At 67.0% G+C, this 24085-nt stretch carries 23 protein-coding genes, 2 tRNA genes and 1 riboswitch; of the genes, 21 read left to right on the top strand and 4 right to left on the bottom strand.

The annotated features are described in order from the left end of the window. The first annotated feature begins 11 nt into the window (after nt 1-11). The 9 genes from BLV60_RS11630 (at nt 12) to BLV60_RS11590 (ending at nt 8781) form a co-directional block, all read left to right on the top strand. Nucleotides 12-1094 (top strand): P1 family peptidase, encoded by a 1083-nt coding sequence (locus tag BLV60_RS11630; protein WP_093054509.1) that lies wholly within the window; start codon nt 12-14, stop codon nt 1092-1094. 14 nt (nt 1095-1108) lie between these two features. Continuing rightward, nucleotides 1109-1927, top strand: coding sequence for a M55 family metallopeptidase (locus tag BLV60_RS11625; protein WP_093054507.1), 819 nt, complete (start codon nt 1109-1111; stop codon nt 1925-1927). A gap of 303 nt (nt 1928-2230) precedes the next feature. Next, nucleotides 2231-4009, top strand: a complete 1779-nt coding sequence (locus BLV60_RS11620) for a nitrite/sulfite reductase (RefSeq protein WP_093054505.1) — start codon at nt 2231-2233, stop codon at nt 4007-4009. Further along, complete coding sequence (locus BLV60_RS11615) at nt 4006-4401, top strand: DUF934 domain-containing protein (protein WP_093054503.1); 396 nt, start codon at nt 4006-4008, stop codon at nt 4399-4401. Before BLV60_RS11620 ends, BLV60_RS11615 begins: the two co-directional genes overlap by 4 nt. Before the next feature lie 21 nt (nt 4402-4422). Next, entirely contained in the window at nt 4423-5055 is a 633-nt protein-coding gene (locus tag BLV60_RS11610; RefSeq protein WP_093054932.1) for a phosphoadenosine phosphosulfate reductase domain-containing protein, read from the top strand. Nucleotides 5056-5098: 43 nt separating this feature from the next. Then, nucleotides 5099-6040, top strand: coding sequence for a sulfate adenylyltransferase subunit CysD (cysD, locus tag BLV60_RS11605; protein WP_093054501.1), 942 nt, complete (start codon nt 5099-5101; stop codon nt 6038-6040). Next, nucleotides 6040-7380, top strand: a complete 1341-nt coding sequence (locus BLV60_RS11600) for a sulfate adenylyltransferase subunit 1 (protein WP_093054499.1) — start codon at nt 6040-6042, stop codon at nt 7378-7380. The genes cysD and BLV60_RS11600 overlap by 1 nt, the downstream gene beginning before the upstream one ends. Nucleotides 7381-7423: 43 nt before the next feature. Further along, entirely contained in the window at nt 7424-7753 is a 330-nt protein-coding gene (fdxA, locus tag BLV60_RS11595) for a ferredoxin FdxA (RefSeq protein WP_056599092.1), read from the top strand. Continuing rightward, nucleotides 7711-8781 carry an NAD(P)/FAD-dependent oxidoreductase gene (locus BLV60_RS11590; protein ID WP_093054497.1) on the top strand — a complete coding sequence of 357 codons (1071 nt, stop codon included), beginning with the start codon at nt 7711-7713 and terminating at the stop codon, nt 8779-8781. Before fdxA ends, BLV60_RS11590 begins: the two co-directional genes overlap by 43 nt. On the opposite strand, the gene BLV60_RS11585 is transcribed toward BLV60_RS11590, so the two are convergent. Beyond that, nucleotides 8778-10082 (bottom strand): aspartate aminotransferase family protein, encoded by a 1305-nt coding sequence (locus BLV60_RS11585; protein ID WP_093054495.1) that lies wholly within the window; start codon nt 10080-10082, stop codon nt 8778-8780. The genes BLV60_RS11590 and BLV60_RS11585 overlap by 4 nt on opposite strands. Before the next feature lie 114 nt (nt 10083-10196). On the opposite strand from BLV60_RS11585, the gene BLV60_RS11580 reads away from it, so the two are divergent. Then, on the top strand, nt 10197-10931 hold the full coding sequence (locus tag BLV60_RS11580) for a TetR/AcrR family transcriptional regulator C-terminal domain-containing protein (protein ID WP_093054930.1): 735 nt from the start codon (nt 10197-10199) through the stop codon (nt 10929-10931). Here the strand turns inward: BLV60_RS11580 and BLV60_RS11575 are convergent. Next, entirely contained in the window at nt 10918-12810 is a 1893-nt protein-coding gene (locus BLV60_RS11575) for an adenylate/guanylate cyclase domain-containing protein (RefSeq protein ID WP_093054493.1), read from the bottom strand. The genes BLV60_RS11580 and BLV60_RS11575 overlap by 14 nt on opposite strands. Nucleotides 12811-13011: 201 nt before the next feature. Next, nucleotides 13012-13112: riboswitch (TPP riboswitch) on the top strand. A 76-nt stretch (nt 13113-13188) separates the two neighbouring features. Here BLV60_RS11575 and BLV60_RS11570 point away from each other — a divergent pair. Then, nucleotides 13189-14538: a purine-cytosine permease family protein gene (locus tag BLV60_RS11570; RefSeq protein WP_093054491.1), complete on the top strand. Its 1350-nt coding sequence runs from the start codon at nt 13189-13191 to the stop codon at nt 14536-14538. Here BLV60_RS11570 and thiD read toward each other — a convergent pair. Further along, nucleotides 14477-15331 carry a bifunctional hydroxymethylpyrimidine kinase/phosphomethylpyrimidine kinase gene (gene thiD / locus BLV60_RS11565; protein ID WP_093054489.1) on the bottom strand — a complete coding sequence of 285 codons (855 nt, stop codon included), beginning with the start codon at nt 15329-15331 and terminating at the stop codon, nt 14477-14479. The two genes, BLV60_RS11570 and thiD, sit on opposite strands and share 62 nt — an antisense overlap. Nucleotides 15332-15375: 44 nt before the next feature. On the opposite strand from thiD, the gene BLV60_RS11560 reads away from it, so the two are divergent. The 9 genes from BLV60_RS11560 (at nt 15376) to BLV60_RS11520 (ending at nt 22684) form a co-directional block, all read left to right on the top strand. Then, a complete protein-coding gene (locus BLV60_RS11560) occupies nt 15376-16467 on the top strand; it encodes an FAD-dependent oxidoreductase (RefSeq protein ID WP_176928777.1) in 1092 nt (363 codons plus the stop codon). After that, on the top strand, nt 16464-16661 hold the full coding sequence (gene thiS / locus BLV60_RS11555; protein ID WP_093054485.1) for a sulfur carrier protein ThiS: 198 nt from the start codon (nt 16464-16466) through the stop codon (nt 16659-16661). The genes BLV60_RS11560 and thiS overlap by 4 nt, the downstream gene beginning before the upstream one ends. A gap of 18 nt (nt 16662-16679) precedes the next feature. Then, a complete protein-coding gene (locus BLV60_RS11550; protein WP_093054928.1) occupies nt 16680-17492 on the top strand; it encodes a thiazole synthase in 813 nt (270 codons plus the stop codon). Next, nucleotides 17489-18427, top strand: a complete 939-nt coding sequence (locus BLV60_RS11545; RefSeq protein WP_093054483.1) for a thiamine phosphate synthase — start codon at nt 17489-17491, stop codon at nt 18425-18427. The genes BLV60_RS11550 and BLV60_RS11545 overlap by 4 nt, the downstream gene beginning before the upstream one ends. 5 nt (nt 18428-18432) lie before the next feature. Beyond that, entirely contained in the window at nt 18433-20559 is a 2127-nt protein-coding gene (locus BLV60_RS11540) for a TonB-dependent siderophore receptor (RefSeq protein WP_093054481.1), read from the top strand. A 49-nt stretch (nt 20560-20608) separates the two neighbouring features. Further along, a tRNA-Asn gene (locus BLV60_RS11535) sits at nt 20609-20684 on the top strand. Nucleotides 20685-20846: 162 nt separating this feature from the next. Beyond that, nucleotides 20847-20922: transfer RNA gene (locus BLV60_RS11530), tRNA-Asn, on the top strand. 125 nt (nt 20923-21047) lie between these two features. Continuing rightward, nucleotides 21048-21911 carry an AraC family transcriptional regulator gene (locus BLV60_RS11525; RefSeq protein ID WP_093054926.1) on the top strand — a complete coding sequence of 288 codons (864 nt, stop codon included), beginning with the start codon at nt 21048-21050 and terminating at the stop codon, nt 21909-21911. Between the two features lie 371 nt (nt 21912-22282). Further along, the gene (locus tag BLV60_RS11520; RefSeq protein WP_093054479.1) at nt 22283-22684 is read left to right on the top strand and encodes a GreA/GreB family elongation factor; all 402 of its coding nucleotides are present in this window, start codon (nt 22283-22285) and stop codon (nt 22682-22684) included. 27 nt (nt 22685-22711) lie between these two features. Here the strand turns inward: BLV60_RS11520 and BLV60_RS11515 are convergent, their stop codons facing one another. Then, nucleotides 22712-22930, bottom strand: coding sequence for a hypothetical protein (locus tag BLV60_RS11515; RefSeq protein ID WP_093054477.1), 219 nt, complete (start codon nt 22928-22930; stop codon nt 22712-22714). A gap of 229 nt (nt 22931-23159) precedes the next feature. On the opposite strand from BLV60_RS11515, the gene BLV60_RS11510 reads away from it, so the two are divergent. Further along, complete coding sequence (locus BLV60_RS11510; protein ID WP_093054475.1) at nt 23160-24065, top strand: CsgG/HfaB family protein; 906 nt, start codon at nt 23160-23162, stop codon at nt 24063-24065. Nucleotides 24066-24085: the final 20 nt, after the last annotated feature.

The raw sequence follows: 24085 nt of genomic DNA, 5'->3' as shown, positions 1-24085 counted from the left end.
CGTTCTTCTTCATGTCTTCCAGCAAGCAGCAAGCCCCTCTCCCCTTCATCGGCAACCTGCTCCAGGGCGAACGCAACGCCATCACCGACGTCGCGGGCGTCACCGTAGGCCACCAGACGCTCAGCGATGGCCCCGTGCAGACGGGCGTGACGGTGATCCGGCCTCACGCCGGCGACCCATTCCGCGACAAGGTGCCGGCCGCCGCAGTAGTGCTCAACGGCTTCGGCAAGAGCGTGGGCCTGGTGCAGGTGGCTGAGCTCGGCGTGCTCGAAACGCCGATTGCGCTGACCAACACGTTTTCGGTCGGCACCGTGGCCACGGCGCAGATTCGCCACTGCGTGGCCGACAACCCCGAGAGCGGACGCACGCTGCCCACGGTCAACCCGCTGGTGTTCGAGTGCAACGACGGCTTTCTGAACGACATCCAGCGCATGGCCGTGACCGAGGCCGACTACCTGCAGGCGCTGGCTGATGCCGGCGTCGACTTTGCGCAGGGCTCGGTCGGCGCGGGGCGCGGCATGTCGAGCTTCCAGCTCAAGGGCGGCATCGGTAGCGCATCACGGCGGGTGTCGGCGCGCGAAGGCGGCTGCCACACCGTAGGCGCGCTGGTGCTGGCGAACTACGGACGCCAGCCGCAACTGGTGCTGGCCGGACATTCGGTAGGCGACCGGCTGGCGAAGCTGCAGGCCGCGCGCAGCCTGCCGGCGGTGGACGAAGCCGAGAAGGGTTCGATCATCATCATCGTCGCCACCGACGCGCCGCTCGATGCGCGCCAGTTGCGCCGCCTGGCGCTGCGCGCAGGTGCCGGACTGGCCCGCACGGGCTCGGTCTTCGGGCATGGCAGCGGCGACATCGTGCTGGCCTTTTCCACCGCCTACACCGTGCCCGACCGCATCGAGCGGCCGATGCCAGCCGTGGCGATGCTGCACGACGGGCTGCTCGACGGGCTGTTCCAGGCCGCGGCAGACAGCACCGAGCAGGCGATCATCCATGCCCTGTGGCGCGCAACGCCTGTCACCGGGCGCGACGGCAACCACCGCGCCGCACTGGGCGACGTGCTGCCCGCCTCCGTCCTTCTTTCAACCCACGCCTGACTGCGAGCCGCTCCATGAAAGTCCTGATCTCCACAGACATCGAAGGCGTCGCCGGCGTCTATCACTCCGAGCAGGTGCGCCCGGGCAACCCCGAGTTCGAGCGCGCGCGCCTGCTGATGACGCAGGAAGCCAACGCAGCGATTGCCGGCGCCTTCGACGCAGGCGCCACCGAAGTGCTGGTGAACGACTCGCACGGCGGCTTTCGCAACATGCCGCCCGACGTGCTCGATGCGCGCGCCCGCGTCGTGCAGGGCAAGCCGCGCTACCTGAGCATGGTGGCGGGCGTGGAAGAAGGCGTGGACGCCGTCTGCATGGTCGGCTACCACTCGCGCGCGCAGGGGCGCGGCATCCTGGCGCACACGATCAACAGCTTTGCGTTTGCCGGCATCACGCTCGGCGGGCAGGAACTGGGCGAGGCCGGGCTCTATGGCGCGCTGGCCGGCGAATACGGTGCGCCCGTGGTGATGGGCAGCGGCGACGACGTGTTCATCGCCGAGAACCGCCCGCTCTTTCCGCACGCGACATTCGTCGAGACCAAGAAGGCGACGGGCTGCACCAGCGGCATTTCGCTGTCGCCCGAGCAGTCGCGCCGGGCGATTCGTGCGGGGGTGGAAGAAGCGCTGGCCGCGCGTTCGAACGCGAAACCGCTCGTTTTCAAGGGCCCGCAGACCGTGACGCTGCGCACCCAGTCAACCGCGCTGGCCGACCTGTTCTGCCAGTGGCCGGCCTTCGAGCGCGTCGACGGCGTCACGCTGCGCTTCACCGCCGATACGGTGGAAGCGGCGGTGCGCATGCTGAACTGCTGCTCAGCAATGTCTTCGATGCTGCGCTGAGGCGCCAGCCCCTCTTCAGGCCTGCATGGCGAAGCGGATGGCCGCGCGGCCAGGAACCCGCTCGCCCATCCGGGCCTTGTCCGGTTCCTAGAATTCCCGGGTCCGGCAACTCTTTTCCGGCCATCTCGCCTTATCCGGAATAAGCATCAAACCGTCCCGCAACCCGCATGGATGCTGGCGAATAAGCTTATCCGCATAAAGCGCGAACCAAAAAATAGTTTGTTTCCATAAGGCCGGCTTTCAGAATCTCGGCTTCTTGCTGGGGCGCTGGACGCACCGCACTTCAAGACACACGCACGCACGATGTACCAATACACAGAATTCGATCGCCAGTTCGTCCACCAGCGGGCTGCCCAATTCCGCGACCAGCTGGAACGCTGGCAAAAGGGCAAGCTCGCCGAAGACGAGTTCCGCCCCCTGCGGCTGCAAAACGGCTGGTACGTGCAGCGCTACGCGCCGATGCTGCGCGTGGCCGTGCCTTACGGCGAGCTCTCGAGCCGCCAGATCCGCGTGCTGGCCCGCATCGCCCGCGAATATGACGAACCCGAAGCCGAGGTCTACAAGAAGGCCATCGAGACGCAAGGCCTGCTCGGCAGCCACAAGCTCCCGACCCACTACGCCCATTTCTCGACGCGCCAGAACGTCCAGTACAACTGGATTCCACTCGCCAAGTCGGCCGACGTGATGGACCTGCTGGCTTCGGTCGACATGCACGGCATTCAGACCAGCGGCAATTGCATCCGCAACATCACGAGCGATGAGCGCGCCGGCATTGCCGTCGACGAAATCGCCGATCCGCGCCCGTTCGCGGAAATCATGCGCCAGTGGAGCACGCTGCACCCCGAGTTCGCGTTCTTGCCGCGCAAGTTCAAGATTGCCATTACCGGCGCCACTGAAGACCGGGCCGCCACCGGCTGGCACGACGTGGGCCTGCACGTGGTGAAGAACGAAGCCGGCGAAATCGGCTTTCGCGTGCAGGTGGGCGGCGGCATGGGCCGCACCCCCATCATCGGCACCGTGCTGCGCGAGTTCCTGCCGTGGCAGCAGATCATGAATTACCTCGAAGCGGTGATCCGGGTCTACAACCGCTATGGCCGCCGCGACAACATCTACAAGGCGCGAATCAAAATCTTGGTGAAGGCCGAAGGCCAGCGCTACATCGACGACGTCGACGCCGAGTACAAGCAGATCCTCGAGCATGACGGTGCGCCGCACACCATCACGCAGGAGGAGTACGACCGCGTGGCCGCCTCCTTCGTGCCGCCGACGCTCGCCACCCGCGTGCTGCAAAGCGCCGAGAAGACCGACGCCGAACTGCGCGCCCACGCCGCCGACGACGTGCAGTTCGCCCGCTGGCTCGCCCGCAACGTGGCGCCGCACAAGAACCCCGCGCTGCGCGCCGTCACGCTGTCGTTCAAGCGCCTGAAGCAGGCGCCCGGCGACGCATCGGCCGACCAGCTCGACACGCTCGCCCAACTGGCCGACCGCTTCTCCGCCGGCGAGGCCCGCGTGACGCACGACCAGAACGTGGTGCTGCCCTGGGTGCATGCCGAAGACCTGCACGCGCTGTGGCTCGCCGCTCGCGCCGCCGGCCTCGCCAGCGCCAACGTGCACCTGCTGACGGACATGATCGCCTGCCCCGGCGGCGACTTCTGCGCGCTGGCCAATGCGCGCTCCATTCCCATCGCCGAAGCCATCACCGAGCGTTATCAAGACCTCGACGAGCTCGACGACCTGGGCGAGATCGACCTGCACATCAGCGGCTGCATCAACTCGTGCGGCCACCACCACAGCGGCCACATCGGCATCCTGGGCGTCGACAAGGACGGCAAGGAGTGGTACCAGGTCACCCTCGGCGGCTCCGACGGCTCCGAGCTCAGCGGCGCGCCGCAGGCCGGCAAGGCTGTCGGTCCCTCGTTCTCGGCAGCCGAAGTGCCGGGCGTGATCGAGGCCGTGCTCACCACCTACCGCGACACCCGCGAAAGCGGCGAGAACTTCATCGACACGCTGCGCCGCGTGGGCCCGGACCCGTTCAAGGCCGCTGCCAACGGTGCACGCTTCAAGGTGGAGGAAGCAGCATGAACAAGAAACTCAACATCCTCTCGGCAGAAGAACACATCGACGACGGCGATCCGAAGGTTCTGCAACTGGCCAACGATGCCGACCCGCTCGCCATCGAGGTGTGCCTGGCCGACATCGAGCGCATCGACCTGAACTTTCCGAAGTTCACCGACGGCCGCGCCTACAGCCAGGCCTTCCTGCTGCGCCGCCGCCTGGGCTTCCAGGGCGACATCCGCGCCACGGGCGACGTGCTGATCGACCAGCTGGTGCAGATGGAACGCACCGGCTTCTCCAGCGCCGTGCTCAAGGAAGGCGTGGACGCCTCCGACGCGCAGCGCCAGTTCGACCGCTTCGCCGCCTTCTACCAGGGCGACGCGGTGCAGACCGCGCCGCACTTCGCGGCCGGCAACTGAGAGCGAATGGGAACCTTCGACATGAGCATCGCCACGGACATCGACTTCGCACGCATCAACACCGAACTCGGCCGCAACGCCGAGGGCCTGGTGGACTGGGCGATCGGCCTGGGCCAGCCCGCGATCATCACCACCAACTTCCGCCCTTTCGAGGCCGTGATCCTGCACATGGTCACGCGCGCAAAGCGCGATGTTCCCGTGGTCTGGATGGACAACGGCTACAACACCGAGGCCACCTACCGCTTTGCCGACGAGGTGACCAAGCAACTGGGCCTGGACCTGCACATCTACCTGCCGCGCCGCTCGCGTGCGCATCGCGAAGCGGTCGAGGGCCCGACCCCGGCGCTCGACGATCCGCGCCATGCCGCCTTCACGGAAGAAGTGAAGCTGGAGCCCTTTGCCCGCGCGCTGCGCGAGACGGCACCGAAGGTCTGGTTCACCGCACTTCGGGCCACCGACACGGCCGTGCGCGCGCAGATGGACCCGGTCAGCGTCAATCCGGACGGCCTGATCAAGGTCGCGCCGCTGCTGCACTGGTCGTCCAAGGATCTTCACGAGTACTGTGTGAAACACGGCCTGCCGAACAACTTCGACTACGTGGACCCGACCAAGGGCGAAGACAACCGCGAGTGCGGATTGCATCTCGCGCACTGAGAGCCAACGGCTCACCGATCCTCTGCATCCAGCACCCCATCCGATGAACGCCCGTACCGAAACCGAACTGCTGCTGTCACCAGCGCACCTCTCCAACACGCACCTCGATGCGCTGGAAGAAGAAACCATCTTCATCCTGCGCGAGGTCGCAGCCGCCTTCGAGCGCCCCACCCTGCTGTTCTCGGGCGGGAAAGATTCGCTGGTGCTGCTGAAGTGCGCGGAAAAGGCCTTCGGCGTGGGCCGCATTCCCTACCCGCTGCTGATGATCGACACCGGCCACAACTTCCCTGAAGTGACGGCCTATCGTGACCAGCGCGCGAAGGAACTGGGCGCCGAGCTGATCGTGCGCAGCGTCGAAGATTCGATGAAGCGCGGCACCGTGCGCCTGGCCCATCCGGGCGAGTCGCGCAACGCGCACCAGTCGGTGACGCTGCTCGAAGCGATCGAAGAATTCCGCTTCGACGCGCTGATCGGCGGCGCCCGCCGCGACGAGGAAAAGGCCCGCGCCAAGGAACGCATCTTTTCGCACCGCGACAGCTTCGGCCAATGGCAGCCCAAGGACCAGCGCCCCGAGCTGTGGACGCTGTTCAACACCCGCCTGGCTCCGGGCGAGCACTTCCGCGTGTTCCCGATCTCGAACTGGACCGAACTCGACGTGTGGCAATACATCGAGCGCGAGCATGTCGGCCTGCCGTCCATCTACTACACGCACAAGCGCGAAGTGGTGGAGCGCCGCGGCCTGCTGGTACCGGTGACCGAGCTCACCCCGCCGCGCGACGGCGAAACGGTACAGGTGCGCGACGTGCGCTTTCGCACCGTGGGCGACATCACGACCACCTGCCCGGTCGAGAGCCTCGCGGCCGACGCGGGCGACGTGGTGCTGGAGACGCTGTCGGTCGACGTCAGCGAGCGCGGCGCCACGCGCATGGACGACATGACGTCCGAAGCATCCATGGAAAAACGCAAGAAAGACGGTTACTTCTGATGAGCGCGACGACGACTGCTACCCCTGTGAACACCGACGTCCACGGCGACACCGGCACCGCGCTGCGCTTCATCACCTGCGGCTCGGTCGACGACGGCAAGAGCACGCTCATCGGCCGCCTGCTGGTCGACAGCAAGACCGTGCTGCAAGACCAGCTCGCCGGCGTGCAGCGCGGCGGCGAAACCGACCTCGCCCTGCTGACCGACGGCCTCTCGGCCGAGCGCGAGCAAGGCATCACGATCGACGTGGCCTACCGCTACTTCTCGACCGCCAAGCGCAAGTTCATCATCGGCGACGCACCGGGCCACGAGCAGTACACGCGCAACATGGTCACGGCCGCCTCGGCCGCCGACGCTGCCGTGGTGCTGGTCGACGCAACCAAGCTGGCCTGGGCCGCCGAGGTCGAAGACGGCACCGTGGTCAAGCGCGAGCTGCTCCCGCAGACGCGCCGCCACACGCTGCTGTGCCATCTGCTGCGCGTGCAGTCGATCGTGTTCGCGGTGAACAAGCTCGACGCCATCGACGACGCCGGCCTCGCCTTCGAACGCATCTCGACCGCGCTGAACGCGTTTGCAGAAGCGGCCGGCGTGCAGGTGGCGGGCATCGTGCCGATCTCGGCGCTCAAGGGCTGGAATGTGGCCACGCGCCATGCCGACTGGGTCGGCTACGAAGGCCCGAGCCTGCTCGAGCTGCTCGAAGAGCTGCCCGTCACGGCGCAGGACGAGGACGTGCCCTTCGCCTTTCCGGTGCAGTGGGTCGAGAAGTTCTCTTCTTCCGCCGACACCTCGCAGGGCCGCCGCGTGTTCTGGGGCCGCGTCGCCTCGGGCCACGTGGAACCCGGCCAACGCGTGACCGTGCTGCCGAGCAACCAGACCGCCACGGTCGCGCAGGTGCTGAGCCATACGCGCCAGCCGAAGGCGGTGCATGCGGGCCACAGCGCCGGCATCGTGCTCGACCGCGAGGTCGATGTGTCGCGCGGCGACTGGCTGCTGGCGCCCGGCGCCTTCGAGCCGGTGCGCGAGATCACCGCCACCGTGGCCTGGCTCGACGACGAGCCGCTGGTCGCGGGCCGCGTGTACTGGGCGCTGCAGGGTCACCGCTGGGTCAAGGCCAAGGTGGCGCGCATCGTCGATCGCGTGAACATCACGACGCTCGAATCGGAGCCGGCAACGCAGCTGGAAGCCAATGCCATCGGCGACGTGGTCCTGGCATTGCAGCAGCCGCTGGCCGTGCTTCCCTTCGCGCAATCGCGTGCATTGGGCTCCCTGGTGCTGGTCGATACGGCCTCCCACAAGACCGCCGCTGCCGTGCTTGTGCAGCCCGCCGCCGCAAAGGCCTAAAATCTCGGGTTTCCCCCGATCTCACACTGACGTTAAAAGACAAATGACTCACGTCGTCTCCGAAGCCTGCATCCGTTGCAAATACACCGACTGCGTGGACGTTTGCCCCGTCGACTGCTTCCGCGAAGGTCCCAACATGTTGGTGATCGACCCGGACGAATGCATCGACTGCGCAGTCTGCATCCCCGAATGCCCGGTCAACGCGATCTACGCCGAGGAAGACCTGCCGGCCAACCAGATCGCCTTCATCAAGATCAACGCCGAGCTGGCCCTGGCTGACGGCTGGAAGAGCATCACCAAGCGCAAGCCCGCCCTGCCTGACGCCGAAGAGTGGAAAGACAAGACGGACAAGATCGGGGAGCTGGTGCGCTGAGCACCTTGGCTACCCCCATCGAAACCGACGCCCTGATCGTCGGTGCCGGCCCCGTGGGGCTGTTCCAGGCCTTCCAGCTGGGCCTGCTCGAAATCTCCTGTCATATCGTCGATGCACTGCCCGCCGCGGGCGGCCAGTGCGTGGCGCTGTATGGCGACAAGCCGATCTACGACATTCCCGGCACGCCGATGACCAGCGGGCGCGGTCTGGCGCAGTCGCTGTTGCAGCAGGTGGCGCCGTTCAAGCCGCAGTTTCATTTCGGCGAGCAGGTTGCTACGCTGGCCCGCCAGGCTGACGACCGGTTGCTGCTGACGACTTCGGTCGGCACCGCCTTCCTGGCGAAGACGGTGTTCATCGCAGCCGGCGTCGGGGCCTTCGTACCCAAGCGCATCACCATCGAAGGCATCGCGCAGTTCGAAGGCAGCTCGCTCTTTTATCACCCCGATTCGCTGGACCGCTTTGCCGGGCAGACGGTGGTGGTCAATGGCGGCGACGACATCGCGCTCGAAACGGCCATCGCGCTCACGGCGATCGCGAAGCAGGTCACGCTGGTGCACCGGCGCGACGGCTTCCAGGCTGACGAGGGCAACGTCTCAACAATGCGCGCCATCGCAGACTCGGGCGATCTGACCTTTAAGGTCGGCCAGCCCACCGCTTTCGATGGCAAGCGACTGCAGATCACCACGCCTGACGCAACGACTGTCGATCTGCCGCTCGACGCGCTGATCGCCTGTCTCGGCATCTCGCCGCGCCTCGGCCCCATCGCCGACTGGGGCTTGGAGTTGGAGCGCAAACAGGTGCCTGTCGACACCGAGAAATACGAAACCCGCGAGCGCGGTGTGTTCGCGGTGGGCGACATCAACACCTACCCGGGCAAGAAGAAGCTCATCGTCTGCGGCTTCCACGAGGCCACGCTGGCCGCCTGGGGCGCCACGGCCATCGTGTTCCCAGGCAAGGCCGTGCCGCTGCAGTACACGACCACCAGCACGCGTCTGCACGAGCTGCTGGGCGTTTCCGGCTCCCGTTAACGCGCGCCAGGCAGCAGCGCCCGGTATTCGCCGATGAAACTGCCGATGGCGGCGACGTAGCGGTCGATATCCGCATCCGCCAATGGCAGCGACAGCACGACGAAGCCGCGCGGCGAGGTGTAGATGCCCTCGCTCAGCAGGTGGAAAAAAAGCAGCTGGCGCAGGTGCCCATCGACTGGTGCCAGATCGTCGACGCTGCGCACCTCGCCGCCCACGAAATGCGCGTTCATCAGCGAGCCCAGCCCGGTGAACTGCATCGAAACGCCCTCTTTCACGCACAGCGCATTGAGCCTCGCCCTCATTGCATCGCCCCGCTCTGCCAGCGCGCCGGCCGCCTCGGGCGTGAACAGCTTTGTGAGGCCTGCGTAACCGGCGGCCATCGTCAGCACGTTGTTGTTGAAGGTACCCGAGTGGGCCAGCGACCCGGTGCGCGGGTCGAACAGCGCCATCACGTCGGCACGCCCTCCGAAAGCGCCGAAAGACATACCACCGCCGATGTACTTGCCCAGCGTGGTGAGGTCCGAGCGAATGCCCAGCTTGTTCGCCAGCCCGTGCGGCGCCAGGCGGGAGGTCATCACCTCGTCGAAAACCAGCAACGCACCGACGCGCGTGGCCGATTCGCGCAGCGCCTCCAGGAAGTCGAGGCTCCCCGGAATGCAGCCGCTCGCCCCCTGCATCGGCTCGACCAGAACGGCGGCGATCTCGGCGCCGTGCCTTTCGATCTGCTCGCGCGCCGTCTGCGCATCGTTGTAGGGCAGCACCAGGAAATCGAACGGCACAGTCGTCGGCAGCGGCTTTGCGCCGAAACCCAGCACGCCGCCGTGGTAGCCGCCCGCAAACACCACGATCTTGCGACGCCCCGTGAAGTGCAGCGCGGCAGTCAGCGCCATCAGGTTCGCCTCGGTGCCCGAGTTGGTGAAGCGCAACTGCTCGATCTGCGGAAAACGCTCGCAGATAAGCCTTGCCAGCCGGCCTTCGAGCAGGTTGTGGCCCGTGAGGTTGATGCCGCTTTGCATCGCCTCGATGACGGCTTCACGGATCTCGGGTGCGGAGTGGCCGTAGACGCCGGCCGTGTACTCGGCGATGAAGTCGGCATAGCGGTGGCCGTCGGCATCCCACAGCGCAGCCCCCTCTCCCTTGGCAATGGTCAGCGGAAACGGCGCGTAGAACAGCACCGAACGGCTGTTGGCGCCGGGCATGTAGCGCGCCTGCTCCTCGAACTGATGGCGGCTGGCGGGGTTGCTCTCGGTGAAGCGCTGGTATGCGCCGGCAAGAGCCTGGTCGATGGCGGCATGGGTCATGGCGGATGTCCTTCGGGTGGTGATGCGATCGTCGCTTGCGGCGCAGTTTATTGGTCAGTGCTCAATTAATATTGTTTATACAGTCAACCGGGCTGCCGCACAATGGCCGCAACCATGACGAAGAAATCGCCTCCCAAGCCTCGTACGGCCGGCCGCCCCGCCGGCGGTGGCGGTCTGACGAAACAACGCATCGCCGAAGTCGCACTGGCGCAGATCGACGAATTCGGCCTGGGCGCCTTCAGCATGCGCGAGGTCGCGGCGCGGCTCGATGTCTATCCGGCCACGGTGCACTGGCACGTGAGCACCCGCGAGGCACTGCTGGCCGAAGTGGCCGCCGCCGTCATGGCCGAAGTCACGCCGCCGCCCGGCAAGCTCGAATGGCAGGCATGGATCGCCGAACTGTTCCGCCGCTGCCGCACCGCGGTGCGGCGCCACCCGAACGTGGCGCAGCTGCTGGGCGCGCAGCTGGTGTCGAACGGCAGCCTGCCGATCGAGCTGGTCGAAGGCGTGCTGGCGGCGCTGACCGAGGCCGGCTTCGAGGGCGAGCCGCTGCTGGAGGCCTACAACTGCGTGATCGCGGCGATGCTGGGCTTCCTGACGATGGAGTTCTCGCCCCTACCCGTGGACAACACCCAGGCCTGGGCCGAGGAGCTGCGCGAGCGCGTGCACACGATTCGCCCACTTGACCACCCGGTGCTTACGCGCAACCTGGCGCAGTTGGCCAACAAGGCCTTCATCCTGCGCTGGGACAACGGCACGACGGTGCCGCTCGACAGCAGCTTCGAGCGGCACATCCAGATCACCATCGACGGGCTGGAGGCGTTCGCGCGCAAGGTCAGGGCTGCGTAGGCCCAAACAGCTCGTACAGCACCATGCGCGCCTGCCTGCCGCGCAGCTCGGTCGTTTCCTCGATGCGGCGGGTGGCGAGCCGCCCACCCAGTCCCTCGAATGTCGTCTGCGAGATCAGCGTACGCGTGCCCAGTTCCTTGTTGGCGCCCTCGATGCGGCTTGCCGCATTGATCGCGTCGCCGATGGCGGTGTAAGACAGCCGGTTGCTCGACCCGAGCACGCCCGCGATCACGTGGCCGGTGTGGATGCCTACGCGCGTGCGGAACTCGTGCAGGCCTTCGCCCCGCCACTTGCCGTTGAGCACGTCCATTTCGGCATGCAGTTCGAGCGCCGCGACGCAGGCCCGGTATTCCGCATCTTCCAGGTCGGACGGCGCGCCCCACAGCACCATGATGCCGTCGCCCATGAACTTGTCGACCACGCCGCCATGCCGCGCAAAGATACCGGCCGCCAGGTTGAAGTACTCGGTCAGCTGCCTCACGAGCACGTCGGCTTCCATCGATTCGGAGATGGTGGTGAAGCCCTCCACGTCGGTGAACATCGCGGTGATGCGGCGCGGCGAGCCGCTGGGTGCGAGCGCGTGGCCCTCGGCGACGAGCTGGCGGATGATGTCCACCGGCACGAACTTGCGAAAGGCCTGCAGGCTGCGCGCCGATTCGTCCAGCGCCTGGTTCAGATGCTGGATCTCCAGAACCCGGCTCGACTCGAGCGGCAGGTTGTCGAGTTCCAGTCGCCCGATGCGGCGCGCGACCAGCGCGAGGTTTTCGATCGGCTGGGTCACGAGCTTCGACAGCCGCAGTGAGATGAACAGCGCGATGCCGAGAAAACTCAGCGTCAGCAGCAGCGCCCAGAGCACCGAGCGATGCAGGCCGCCGAGCAGCAGATCTTCGGGCTCCCAGCTGACGAGTTGCCACCGGGTGTGCGGAATGTGCGAGGTCTGCACGAGGTATTTGCGCCCTTCATGCTCGATGGAAAAAGCCATGTCGTCGGCGCCACCCGCCTTGCCCGCGGCAAGCATGTGCGCATGCAAGGCGCCTAGCACACCGGTGTCTGGCGACTCTAGTTCGCGCACCGGGTCGGGGTGGTCGCTGCGCGCAATCACGTGATGGTCGGCGCTCAGCAAGGCGCTCTCGCCGGTCCCCAGCGCGCCGAAGATGCGCACGAGCTTCGACAGATGCCCCAGCGACACGTTGCCGTCGATCACGAGCTGGCGTGTGTGCCCCTCGTCGTCGACACGTGCGCTGGGCAATGAATGGCCGATTGCAAGCTCCTGTGAGTCGCTCATCAGGAAAGGCTGGGTCCACACGGGTCCATGCGCCTTCATGGCCTCCCGGTACCAGGTGCGCTTCTCGGGGTCGAAGTCGCTGCGATAGGCCGTGATGGCCGTCGTAGCAAAGCGCTGCTTCGCGTCGCCGCCCTCGGCGTCGGGCGAGCGCTTGTACTGCCAGGTTTCGGTGCTGAAGTCGGGGCCGCGCAACACCTGCCGGATGGCCGGGGTCGGGTAGCGCACAGCCATCAAGACGTGGCCGTCGTCGGTGGCCACGTTGATGCTGTCGAGCTCGGGGGTCTGCTCGAGCATGGTCCAGAGCATCTCGGCGGTCTGTTCGCCATCCTCGCCGGTGGCGTGCACGCTGGGAGAGTCGGCAATCGATCGGATAACTCCCTCGGTCTTGGCGAGGAAGGCGAGCACGTTGTCCTCGACCCGGTCATGGTTGATCTTGTGCGAGGCCGTGCCCACCCTGGACACCAGCTTCTCAGCGGCCCAGTAGCCGAATGCCACCAGCAGCAGCGACTGCAACAGCGCGACGGCGCAGATGATGGTGCCTACGTCGACCCTGAAGCGCCGTAGGCCGGTGCCAGCGAAATCCCTATCTGCCATGCAAGTCCTTCTTCATTTCTTGTTCCTGCTCGCTTATCGGCGCGCGCTCCCGTTTCTTTGATTGGCAGTTCTTCTTTGGACGCCGATTCTCTCGTGGCCTGTGCACGCTCTGCGGGTTTTCCCTGCCTCGCAAAGGCACGCATGCTGTTGCGGCTTCCCCGCAGGGGATAAACTCCGCCCCGCGCCGTGGGTTCCTCGCGGCGTACTTGCTAGGGGTGTTGGGCGGCTTGCCGTCCGGCTGAGAAAGTCCCTTTGAACCTGATTGAGGTAATCCTCGCGCAGGGAAGCTGGTCCGGTGGCCTCTCACGTTCTCTCGCGTGATGGCCGCGCCACTGGGGCCCCGCCCACCTGCCAAACCTTTTGCACTGGAGCAAATGGATGGCAAACGACAACAACAACGACGCGACCGTCTCGAACGAGGCGCTGACGCCGCTGCCCGCGTCCCAGCGCGTGTTCGGCTGGCACGACCATGCTTCGCTCTGGTTCAGCCTCGGCGTGGGCCTGCTGGTGATGCAGATCGGCGCCTACCTGGTGCCGGCCGTGGGCACGCGCGATGCGGTCATTGCCATCGTGCTCGGCTCCTGCGTCGGCGCCGGCCTGCTGGCCTGGACCGCGCGACTTGGCTGCGAGAGCGGCCTGGCGAGCGCCGGCCTGATGCACGCCACCTACGGCAGTGCCTTCGCGCGGCTGCCGGTGCTGCTCAACATCGTGCAGCTGGTGGGCTGGACCACCTTCGAGCTGGTCATCATGCGGGAAGGCACGCAGGCCATCGGCCAGTCGGTGGTCGGCCCCTCGCTGGGCACTGCCTGGGGCGGTGTGCTGACCACGCTGCTGTGGGGCGCGGTGCTGCTGGCGCTGCTCGCGGGCTCGATGGTCAAGCTGGTGAGGCGCTTCGTGAGCCGCTTCGGCTTGCCGCTGGTGGTGCTGTCGCTGCTCTGGCTCACATGGCAATTCGCGACACGGCTGCAGGCCAAGGGCCTGGACGCCTTCTGGGCACGTCCGGGCGACGGCACGATGGGCATGTTCAGCGCGCTCGACCTCGTGATTGCGATGCCGGTGTCGTGGCTGCCGCTGGTGGCCGACTACGCGCGGCACGGCAAACGTAGTGCGCTCGGCAAAGGCGGCCTGGGCAGCGCGTTCAGCGGCACCTGGATCGGCTATGCGCTGGCGAACATCTGGTGCTACGCCTTGGGCGTGATGGTGGTGAGCGTGGCCGAGCCCGGCGTGAGCCTCGTCACCGCGCTGCTGCTGGCGCAAGGTGGACTGGTGGCGCTGGGCCTGATCCTGATCGACGAACTCGACAACGCGTACGGCGATGTCTATTCAGGCTCGGTCTCCACGCACAGCCTGCTGCCGCGATGGAGCGTGAAACGCTGGGGCCTGCTGCTGGCCGCGCTGTGCATCGCACTGGCGCTGGTGCTGCCGATGCACACGCTGGAGCCCTTCCTGCTGCTTCTGAGCTCGGTGTTCGTGCCGCTGTACGGCGTGATCATCGGGCGGCTGGGCAGCGGCCAGTCGGTATCACTGGCCGGTACGCGCCAGATCGACTTCGGCGCGGCGCTGATCTGGATCGCGGGCATCGCGGCGTACCACGCGCTGGCCAAGTGGGCGCCGCAGTTCGGCTCTGCCCTGCCGACGCTGGCGGCGACCTTCGTGCTGGCCTGGCTCAGCCGGCCGAAGCTGACAACGGCAGGCGGTGCGTCGGCACTGGCGCAAAGCCGTGGTTGAGGGGGCCATGACCCGCGCCGATCTTCACATCCGCACCGGCAGCCATCGCGCCGAGGATGTAGGTGCGTGCCCGTTCGACCGCCTCGGGCAGCGCCGCACCCAACGCAAGGTGCGCGGCAATGGCGGACGACAGCGTGCATCCCGTGCCGTGCAGGTTGCGGCTGGCAATGCGCCTGGAAGCCAGGCGCCTGCGCTCACCGCCGGATTGCAGCAGCACGTCGACCACCTCATCGCCCGGCAGATGGCCGCCCTTGAGCAGCACTGCCTTCGCGCCGAGCGCGAGCAACTCGTTTGCCGCGTCATCGAGCGCATCGACGCCATCGATGGCATGGCCGATCAGCAAGGCCGCCTCGTCGAGATTGGGCGTGACGACCACGGCGCGCGGGAACAGTTCGCGCACCAGCACCTGCACCGTCTCGGCGGCGATCAGGCGGTCGCCGCTGGTGGCGACCATCACGGGGTCGAGCACCACGTTCTTCAACTGGTAGCGGTCGATGGCCCAGGCCACCACCTCGACCACCTCGGGCGCATGCAGCATGCCGAGCTTGACGGCATCGACGCCGATGTCTTCCACCACGGCCTGGATCTGCGCCTTGAGGAAATCGGGCGGCACACCGTGGATGCCCGATACGCCGAGCGTGTTCTGCGCAGTGAGCGCGGTGATGGCCGTCATGCCGTAGCAGCCGAGGGCCGCGAAAGTCTTGAGATCGGCCTGGATGCCGGCGCCGCCGCCGCTGTCGGAGCCGGCGATGGAAAGCACGCGTGCGTAGCGCTGGGTGGGTCCTTGGGTCATGCCGAAAATTATCGGCGGTATCGGCAATGCGAAGGAGCACGGCTGTGAGCCTTCCTTTTCAATCGGCCGCCATCCTCGGCGCAGGCCTCATGGGCCGCCTGCTGGCAGTGACGCTCGCGCAGGCTGGCTGCAAGGTCGATCTGTTCGAAGCCGGCAGTCCCGATGCCGAAGGCGCTGCCGCGCGCGTGGCAGCGGCAATGCTTGCGCCGCTTGCCGAATCGGCCGTGGCGCCGGTGTCGGTCGTGCACATGGGGCAGCACGCGCTCTCGCGCTGGCCCGAGCTGCTGGCCTCGCTGGCGCAGCCCGTTTTCTTCCAGCGCGAAGGCACACTGGTGCTCTGGCACCGGCAGGACAGCGCCGAAGCCGCGCGGCTTGCACGCGTGCTCGCCCGCACCGGCGCGCAGGTGCCCGAACTCGCGCCAATGCAGACGCTCGACGGCCCGGCCATCACAGCGCTGGAGCCTTCGCTGGGCCAGCGCTTCGCGCAGGGCCTGTTCCTGCCGGGCGAAGGCCAGCTCGACAACCGTGCGCTGCTGGCCTCACTGCTCGCGACGCTGCAGGCCAGCCCTCGTGTCACGCTGCACTGGCAATCACCACGCGCACCGTCTGATTTTTCACCCGGCACGACAGGCCAGCCCGACTGGGTGCTCGACTGCCGTGGCCTCGGCGCCAAGCCCCAGTGGAGCGCACTGCGCGGCGTGCGCGGCGAAGTAATCCGCGTGCATGCGCCCGAAGTGAGCCTGCAGCGCCCCACCCGCCTCGTGCATCCGCGCTACCCGCTCTACATCGCGCCCAAGCCCGGCAACCTGTTCGTGATCGGCGCGACCGAGATCGAGTCCGAAGACATGTCGCCCGCCAGCGTGCGCTCAACGCTCGAACTGCTGAGCGCCGCCTATGCCGTGCACAGCGGCTTCGCCGAAGCGCGCATCGTCGAGATCGCCACGCAGTGCCGCCCCACGCTGCCCGACAACCTGCCCGCCATCCGCCAGCCGCAGCCGCGCGTGCTGCAGATCAACGGCCTGTACCGCCACGGTTTCATGATCGCGCCCGCGCTGCTCGACGCCGCGATGGAGCTGCTCGCGCACGGCCACTCGGCCCTCGCAAGGAGCTTCGGCATGGAGACCTTCGACACATGAACATCCTGATCAACGACAAGCCTTTCGTGCTGCCCGACCACGCCACGCTCACCGATGCGCTGGCCGCACTGAACGCCCCGCCGCCTTTCGCGGTGGCCGTGAACCGCGAGTTCGTGCCGCGTTCGGCGTATGCCGCGCGCGCACTGCAGTCCGACGACCGCATCGAAGTGATCCGCCCCGTGACGGGCGGCTGAATGATGGAGACAAAGAACATGACGACCACGAACGACCCACTGGTGCTCTACGGCGAAACCTTCCAGAGCCGCCTGCTGCTCGGCACTGCGCGCTACCCCTCGCCCGATTTGCTCGAAGCCGCCGTGAAACGCGCAAGGCCAGCGATGCTGACCGCATCGCTGCGCCGCCAGACTGCCAGCCAGGGCTCGGGCAACAGCGACCTCGGCAACGGCTTCTGGGAGTTGCTGCTCAAGCTCGACGTGCCGGTGCTGCCCAACACCGCCGGCTGCCACAGCGTGCAGGAAGTGATCGCCACCGCGCAGATGGCGCGCGAGCTGTTCGACACGCCTTGGATCAAGCTCGAGCTGATCGGCGACGACTACACGCTGCAGCCCGACACGCTGAACCTCGTCGATGCGGCCTCGCAGCTGATCCGCGACGGCTTCAAGGTGCTGCCCTATTGCACCGAAGACCTGGTGCTGTGCCAACGGCTGGTCGATGTCGGCTGCCAGGCGGTGATGCCCTGGGCCGCACCCATCGGCACCGGCCGCGGGCCGGTCAACCCCTATGCGCTGCAGGTGCTGCGCGATCGGCTGAAGGTGCCGATGCTGGTCGACGCGGGCCTGGGGCTGCCGTCGCATGCCTGCCAGGTGATGGAATGGGGCTACGACGGCGTGCTGCTCAACACAGCCGTTGCGCTGGCGCAAGACCCGGTCGCGATGGCGGGCGCTTTCGCCGACGCGGTGCAGGCTGGCCGCAACGCATATCGCGCCGGCGCCATGGCAGCGCAAGACGCCGCCCAGCCAAGCACGCCCGTACTCGGCACGCCCTTCTGGCATCACGCACCATGAGCACCGCGAGCGACGCCCGCGCCATCGCGCACGCCATCGTCGCGGCCCACGGGCTGCGCTTTGGTGCCATCACATCCGCGCCCATCAGTGCACCGAACTTCTCTTCGGACGATCCGGTCTACCGCGGCGCCAAGCAGGCCTGCACGGCCCTCGGCTTCATCGAGATCGATGCCGAATGCCTGGCCCATGCCTGGCGCGCGCAGACACAACGCCTGAGCAGCTTCGACGCCACGCTGTGGCCCGACGCGCCCGAAGACTTCGGCATGCGGCCGTTTCCACCCACTGCGCGCGACGACGCATTTCCGCCCTGCCCCGAACGGCTCGGCCTGTACGCCGTGCTGCCCGACGCGCAATGGGTCGGCCGCATGGCGCGTGCAGGAGTACCGACGGTGCAGCTGCGCTTCAAGTCCGACGATGTCGCAGCCATCGAGCGCGAAGTGCAGGCGGCCGTTGAAGCGGTGCAAGGCACCGGTGCGCTGCTCTTCATCAACGACCACTGGCAGGTCGCCATCGCGGCCGGCGCCTACGGCATTCACCTCGGCCAGGAAGACCTGGACGCGCTCTCGCCCGACGAACTGGCGCAACTGCGCGCTTCCGGCCTGCGGCTGGGCGTCAGCACGCACGGCTATGCCGAGATGGTGCGCGCCGACAAGGTGAGTCCGAGCTACATCGCGATGGGCGCGGTGTACCCGACCACGCTCAAGAAGATGGCCACCGCGCCGCAGGGCGCGGCCCGGCTCGGCGCCTATGCACGCCTGCTGCGCGGCTATCCGCAGGTCGGCATCGGCGGCATCGATGCCGTGCGGCTGCCCGAGGTGCTGGTCACCGGCGTCGGCTCCGTCGCCGTGGTGCGCGCGCTGGTCGCGGCCGAAGACCCCGAGGCCACGGCCGCGCAATGGATGGCAGCCATGAGCACCGCCACGGTCAGCAACTGAACAGAATGAAGCAACACACCCTCTCGCCTCTCTCGTGCGCCATCGCCGCCGCCCTTCTTGCCACGGCCTGGAGCGCCAACGCGCAACAGGCCGCGCTGCCTGAAGTCACCGTCAACGACGCGGCCGCGGCGCCTCAAGCCGACGTGAGCGGCTTCGGCGACGTGCCGCTGCGCGAGCTGCCGATCTCGGCCACGGTGATCGACAGCAAGCAGCTGCGCGACAGCGGCGCACGCCGGCTCGCCGACCTCACGCAGTTCGACGCCTCGGTCACAGACGCCTACAACTCCGCGGGCTACTGGGACTACCTCACGGTGCGCGGCTTCGTGCTGGACAACCGCTTCAACTACCGGCGCGAAGGCCTGCCGATCAGCGCCGAGACATCGATTCCGCTCGACAACAAGGAGCGCGTCGAAATCTTGCGCGGCACCAGCGGCATCCAGGCCGGCACCAGCGCGCCGGGCGGGCTGGTCAACTACGTCGTGAAGCGGCCCACCGAGCAGGACCTGCGCACGGTGCGCATCGAGACCACGAGCCGTGGCAGCGTGCTCGGCGCGCTCGACCTCGGCGGGCGCTTCGGTGAAGACCGCCAGTTCGGCTACCGACTTAACGTGGCGAGCGAAAACCTCAAGCCGCTGACGCACAACCTCGACGGCAACCGCAACCTGTTCTCGCTCGCGGCCGACTGGCGCATCACGCGCGACTCGGTGCTGGAGTTCGAGATCGAGCAAAGCCGCAAGACGCAGCCGAGCCAGAATGGCTACAGCCTGCTGGGCAACGTGCTGCCGGCGCCGGTCGACCCGCGCATCAACCTCAACAACCAGCCGTGGTCGCAGCCCTCGGTGTTCAAGGCGCTGACGGGCACGGTGCGCTTCAGCCAGGCTCTGAATGCCGACTGGCGCTGGAGCGCGCAGATCGGCCAGCAGCGGCTGAAGAGCGACGACCGGCTGGCCTACGCCTTCGGCTGCAGCGCCGAAGGCAACTACGACCGGTATTGCTCGGACGGCACCTTCGACGTCTACGACTTCCGCAGCGATAACGAGCGCCGCACGCAGACGGCGGGCAGCCTCAACCTCAAGGGCAACGTGATGACGGGCAGCGTGCGGCACGAGCTCGGCTTCGGGCTGCTGCAAAGCCGTGTGCGCAACCGCTTCGACAACCAGGCCTACAACTACGCGGGCACCGGCAACATCTGGGGCACAGCCGTGGTGCCGGCGAGCCCGGACGCCACCACGCCGCAGACCAACCGAGACGAGCGCTCGGCCGAACTGTCGGTGCAGGACGCGATCCGCTGGAACGATCGCTTCACCACCTGGCTCGGCGTGCGCCACACGCGGCTCGACCGCAGCAGCATCGGCAACGACGGCTCGAGCCCAACCGGGTACAAGCAGGACGTGACCACGCCGTGGATCGCGGCGAGCTACACCATCCAGCCGGGGCTGCTGGCCTATGCAAGCTGGGGCAAGGGTGTCGAGTCGCAGGTCGTGCCAAACAGGGTCTCGCAGTACAGCAACGCGGGGCAGGCACTGCCCGCTCTGACCTCACGCCAATGGGAACTGGGCCTGAAGGGCGGCAGCGAGGCATTCAACTGGCAAGTGGCATGGTTCGACATCTCGCGGCCGATGACCAACATCGACCTGTGCGGCGCTTATTGCGAAGTGCACAACGACGGGCGCGCGGTGCATCGCGGCCTGGAGGCCGGTGCGCAATGGAGCCAGGGGCCGTGGCGCATCGGCGGCAGCGTCGCGGTGATCGATGCCAAGCGGCGCGGCAGCACTGCGAATCCGGCGCTCAATGGGCAATCGCCGACCAACGTGCCCAAGGAAGTGCTCCGCGCGCAGGCTGCGTACCGCGTCGCATCGGTGCCGGGCCTTGAAATCGCGGGGCAGCTTTCGTATGAAGGCCGGCGCAACGTGCTGCCCGATGGTTCGATCACGCTGCCTTCGTGGACACGCGTCGATGCGGTGCTGCGCTACGACACCAAGCTGCGCGGCGTGAACACGAGCTGGACGCTGGCCGTCGACAACTTGTTCGACCGCCGCTACTGGAAGGAATCGCCCTACCAGTTCAGCCACGTGTATCTGTTCCCGGGTGCGCCGCGCACGCTGCGTCTGGGCCTGAGCGTTGCGCTTTGAACGCACTCTTGAGAAGCCGTAAAAAAGCACGCTATAATCTAAGGCTTGTTCCTCGATAGCTCAGTTGGTAGAGCGCCGGACTGTTAATCCGTAGGTCCCTGGTTCGAGCCCAGGTCGAGGAGCCACTACAAAGCCGCAAGGCCTCTGAATGCCCCGCTACTCAAAAGGTAGCGGGGCATTTTCAATTGCGGTGTGGCGAAGGTGTTGCGGGCAGTCATCGCACCGACGCAAAAAATGCAGCCAGCCGGCCAGGATCGACAAATCCATTGCATATAATTTGAGGCTGTTCCTCGATAGCTCAGTCGGTAGAGCGCCGGACTGTTAATCCGTAGGTCCCTGGTTCGAGCCCAGGTCGAGGAGCCAATACAAGCCGCAAGGCCTCTGGAAAGCCCGCTGTCTTTTTGACAGCGGGCTTTTTCTTTGGCCGGCATGCGATGTGCGCAAAATCGGCTAAGCGCAAGCCCGACGAAGCGCGCAAACTCCCGCGCATGGAAAGCCGTCGAACCGAGCAGGACTACCGGGCCCGCGTGGCGCGCGCGGTCGCGGCCATCGTCGCGGACCCGATGGCCGATCACCGGCTCGAAGACCTCGCGCGGCTCGCGCACTTCTCGCCCTTTCACTTTCACCGTGTCTACGCAAGCGTGGCCGGCGAAACGGTGGCCGCCACGGTCCGCCGCGTGCGGCTGGCGCTCGCCACCCGCCTGCTGGAAGGCGGTACCCAGAGCGTCACGCAGGTCGCGCTGGCCGTGGGCTACGAGAGCCCGCAAGCCTTCACGCGCGCCTTCGGCCAGTTCACCGGACAGTCGCCACGCGCATTCCAGCAGCAGATGGCGCGGGCGATCCTCGACGTCGATGCGCTGCCGCGTTCCGGTGAGAACAACGAAGGCGCTGCACCGGCCGTGCGGATCGTCGAGTGCCCGGCGCAGCGGCTGCACGCGCTGCGGCACCAGGGGTCATTCGCGACCATTCCCCATACCCATCGGCGGCTGCGCCTGCAGGCCGGTGGGCGAGTCATCTCGGACCGGTGGGGCGCCTCGTTCAACGAACCCGAAGACTCGGCCAGCTTCAGGTACTACGCCGCCGTCGCCTCGCCCGACCCTTGGCCGGAAGACGCCGAGGTCCAGATGCTCGACATTCCCGGTGGCTGCTACGCCGTGCACCGCCTGGCCGGCCCCTACTCCCAGATCAACGCGGCCGTGCGCGCCCTCTATGTCCGGTGGCTGCCGGCCAGCGGCTACGAGCCGGACGACCGGCCCACGCTGGAGCACTACCTGAACTCGTCCCGCAAGGTCTCGCCGTCCGAACTGCGCACCGATCTGCTGATTCCCATCCGCCGCGCGAGCGCTTCGTGACCTTGTCGCAGGTGCCGGCTTTTCTCAGACAACACCTTGGCCCACATCGCGCTTACCGGCAAGGCACGTGAGGCCATTGCTTGATGGTCTCGCAGCACGTCCCTACACTCGTCCGGATGGCCCCCTCGTCCGTGTACCGCAAACACCCTGCACGCGCAGCCCTGCCCCAGGTAGTGGCCAGCCGTCGTGCGGGTGTTGCCGCTGCGGCGACCACGGCGGTCTTGCGACACACCTCCGCACTTTCCTGAGCCCGGCGGTCCGCTACCTTCCTTCCTGATGCGCGAACCATTGACCGCCGGGCACCCGCCGCGCGGCAGCGACTTCGCCCGCTCTCCTGCACAGGGCGAGGTCGCATTCAACTGGAGTGCTTCATGCTTGCAACCATTCACGGGGAGCGCACGCTCACCGAACTCGACTTCGTCCGTCTCGGCAAACTGCCGGGCCAGCAGCTTCCTCCCGCGCTCACCGAGCTTCTCGATGCGGCGGACGTGCTGCCCTCGCGCGAGGTACCTCCGGACATCGTGACGATGAATTCCCAGGTGGAGGTGGAAGACCCTGCCACGCACCAGCGGCAGAAGATCACCCTCTGCTACCCCGGCGACGCGCAGCCGGGTGAGGGCTTCGTCTCGGTGCTGTCGCCCGTAGGCATCGGCCTGCTGGGCGTGAGAACGGGCACGCTCGCACGCTGGCAGATGCCCAACGGCGCGGAAGGCGCGGCGCGCGTGGTCGCTGTGCTGTTCCAGCCGGAGGCCAACGGCGAATACACGCGTTGACGATGCCCGTGCCTCCAGGTCGGTCGATCAGTGCTTCATGACGACGCTGGTGCGGTCCTTTGCGCTGTCGATGGTCGCGCTCACAGCGCTCGTGTTGACGGCCAAGGCCACCAGGATGGAGCCGACGAAAGCCGGGTCGGCGGCTCCGGCGAAGTTCGAGGCCCCTGCGATGGCCAGGGCTTGCTGCACCTGCTGGCGGGTCAGTTCAGCTGCCGCTTCTCCAACGACGTTCTTCTTGGTTGCCATCTGAAAGCTCCTCGGAGTGAAGGCCCGACTGTAGCTGTCGGGTGGGCCACGCCCGCATGCCCATGACTTTCGGCACTGGTGCACCGGACACGCGGAATGTATGTTCGCGCGGTCGCCGGCGGTGCGTCGAATCGGGAGGTCGTACAGGCCATGGCAATTCCATCTTCGGTCTTGATCAAGCGACGTCCGCACCGGGCGCATCTCATTCTTTTCACCTGACAGATCGGACATGGCTTTTTCCAAACTCTCTCTCGCAAGTGCACTCGCGGGCCTGCTGGCCCTTTCAGGCTGCCAGACCATGGACATGCAAATGGGCAGCCAATCGGCCAAGACCGTGGCCACCGGCAGCGCCGCAGGCAGCGCAACCTCCGGCGAAAGCAGCCAGCTCGAGCGCTGCGATTCGCCGCTCGGCACGGTCTCGCTGATCGAGAACGTGAATGCGGGCTGGTACACCATCCTCACCGGCGAATACAAGCTGCCTCCCACTGCCAACCTGCTGCGCCTGCTGGTGCAGCAATCGAACTGCTTCGTGGTGGTCGAGCGCGGTGCAGCCGGCATGAACGCCATGACGCGCGAGCGCGCGCTGATGCAGTCGGGCGAGATGCGCGGCGGCAGCAACTTCGGTCGCGGCCAGATGGTGGCTTCGGACTACGGCCTGTCGCCCGAGATCGTCTTCAGCAACAGCGACGCCGGCGGCCTGGGTGGCGCTCTTGGCGGCCTGGTAGGTGGCGGCCGCGGCCGCGCCATTGCCCAGCTCGGCGCGAGCATGCAGACCAAGGAAGCCAGCGCGCTGCTGACCCTCATCGACAACCGCTCTGGCGTGCAGGTTGCGGCCGCCGAAGGCAGCGCCTCCAAGACCGACTTCGCGGGCTTTGCGGGCCTGGGCGGCCTTTCCGCCGCGGGCGGCATTGGTGGCTACACGCGCACGCCGCAGGGCAAGGTGATTGCCGCGGCCTTCATGGACGCGTTCAACCAGATGGTCCGTTCGCTGCGCAACTACAAGGCGCAGACGGTGCGCGGCCAGGGCCTCGGCGGTGGCGGCCGCCTGGGTGTGGACGGCGGTGCGGCGCCCTCGCAAACCTCGGCGCCGGGAGCAGCAAAGCAGCAGCGCCGCAGCAGCAAGCAGGCGCAGTAGCGCAGATCGCCGGCCGGCCT

Origin of the sequence: Variovorax sp. YR634, assembly GCF_900106655.1 — a bacterium.
Taxonomy (GTDB): domain Bacteria; phylum Pseudomonadota; class Gammaproteobacteria; order Burkholderiales; family Burkholderiaceae_C; genus Variovorax.
Note: the sequence above shows the minus strand (reverse complement) of the source record. Positions and strands in the feature narration are given on the sequence as shown.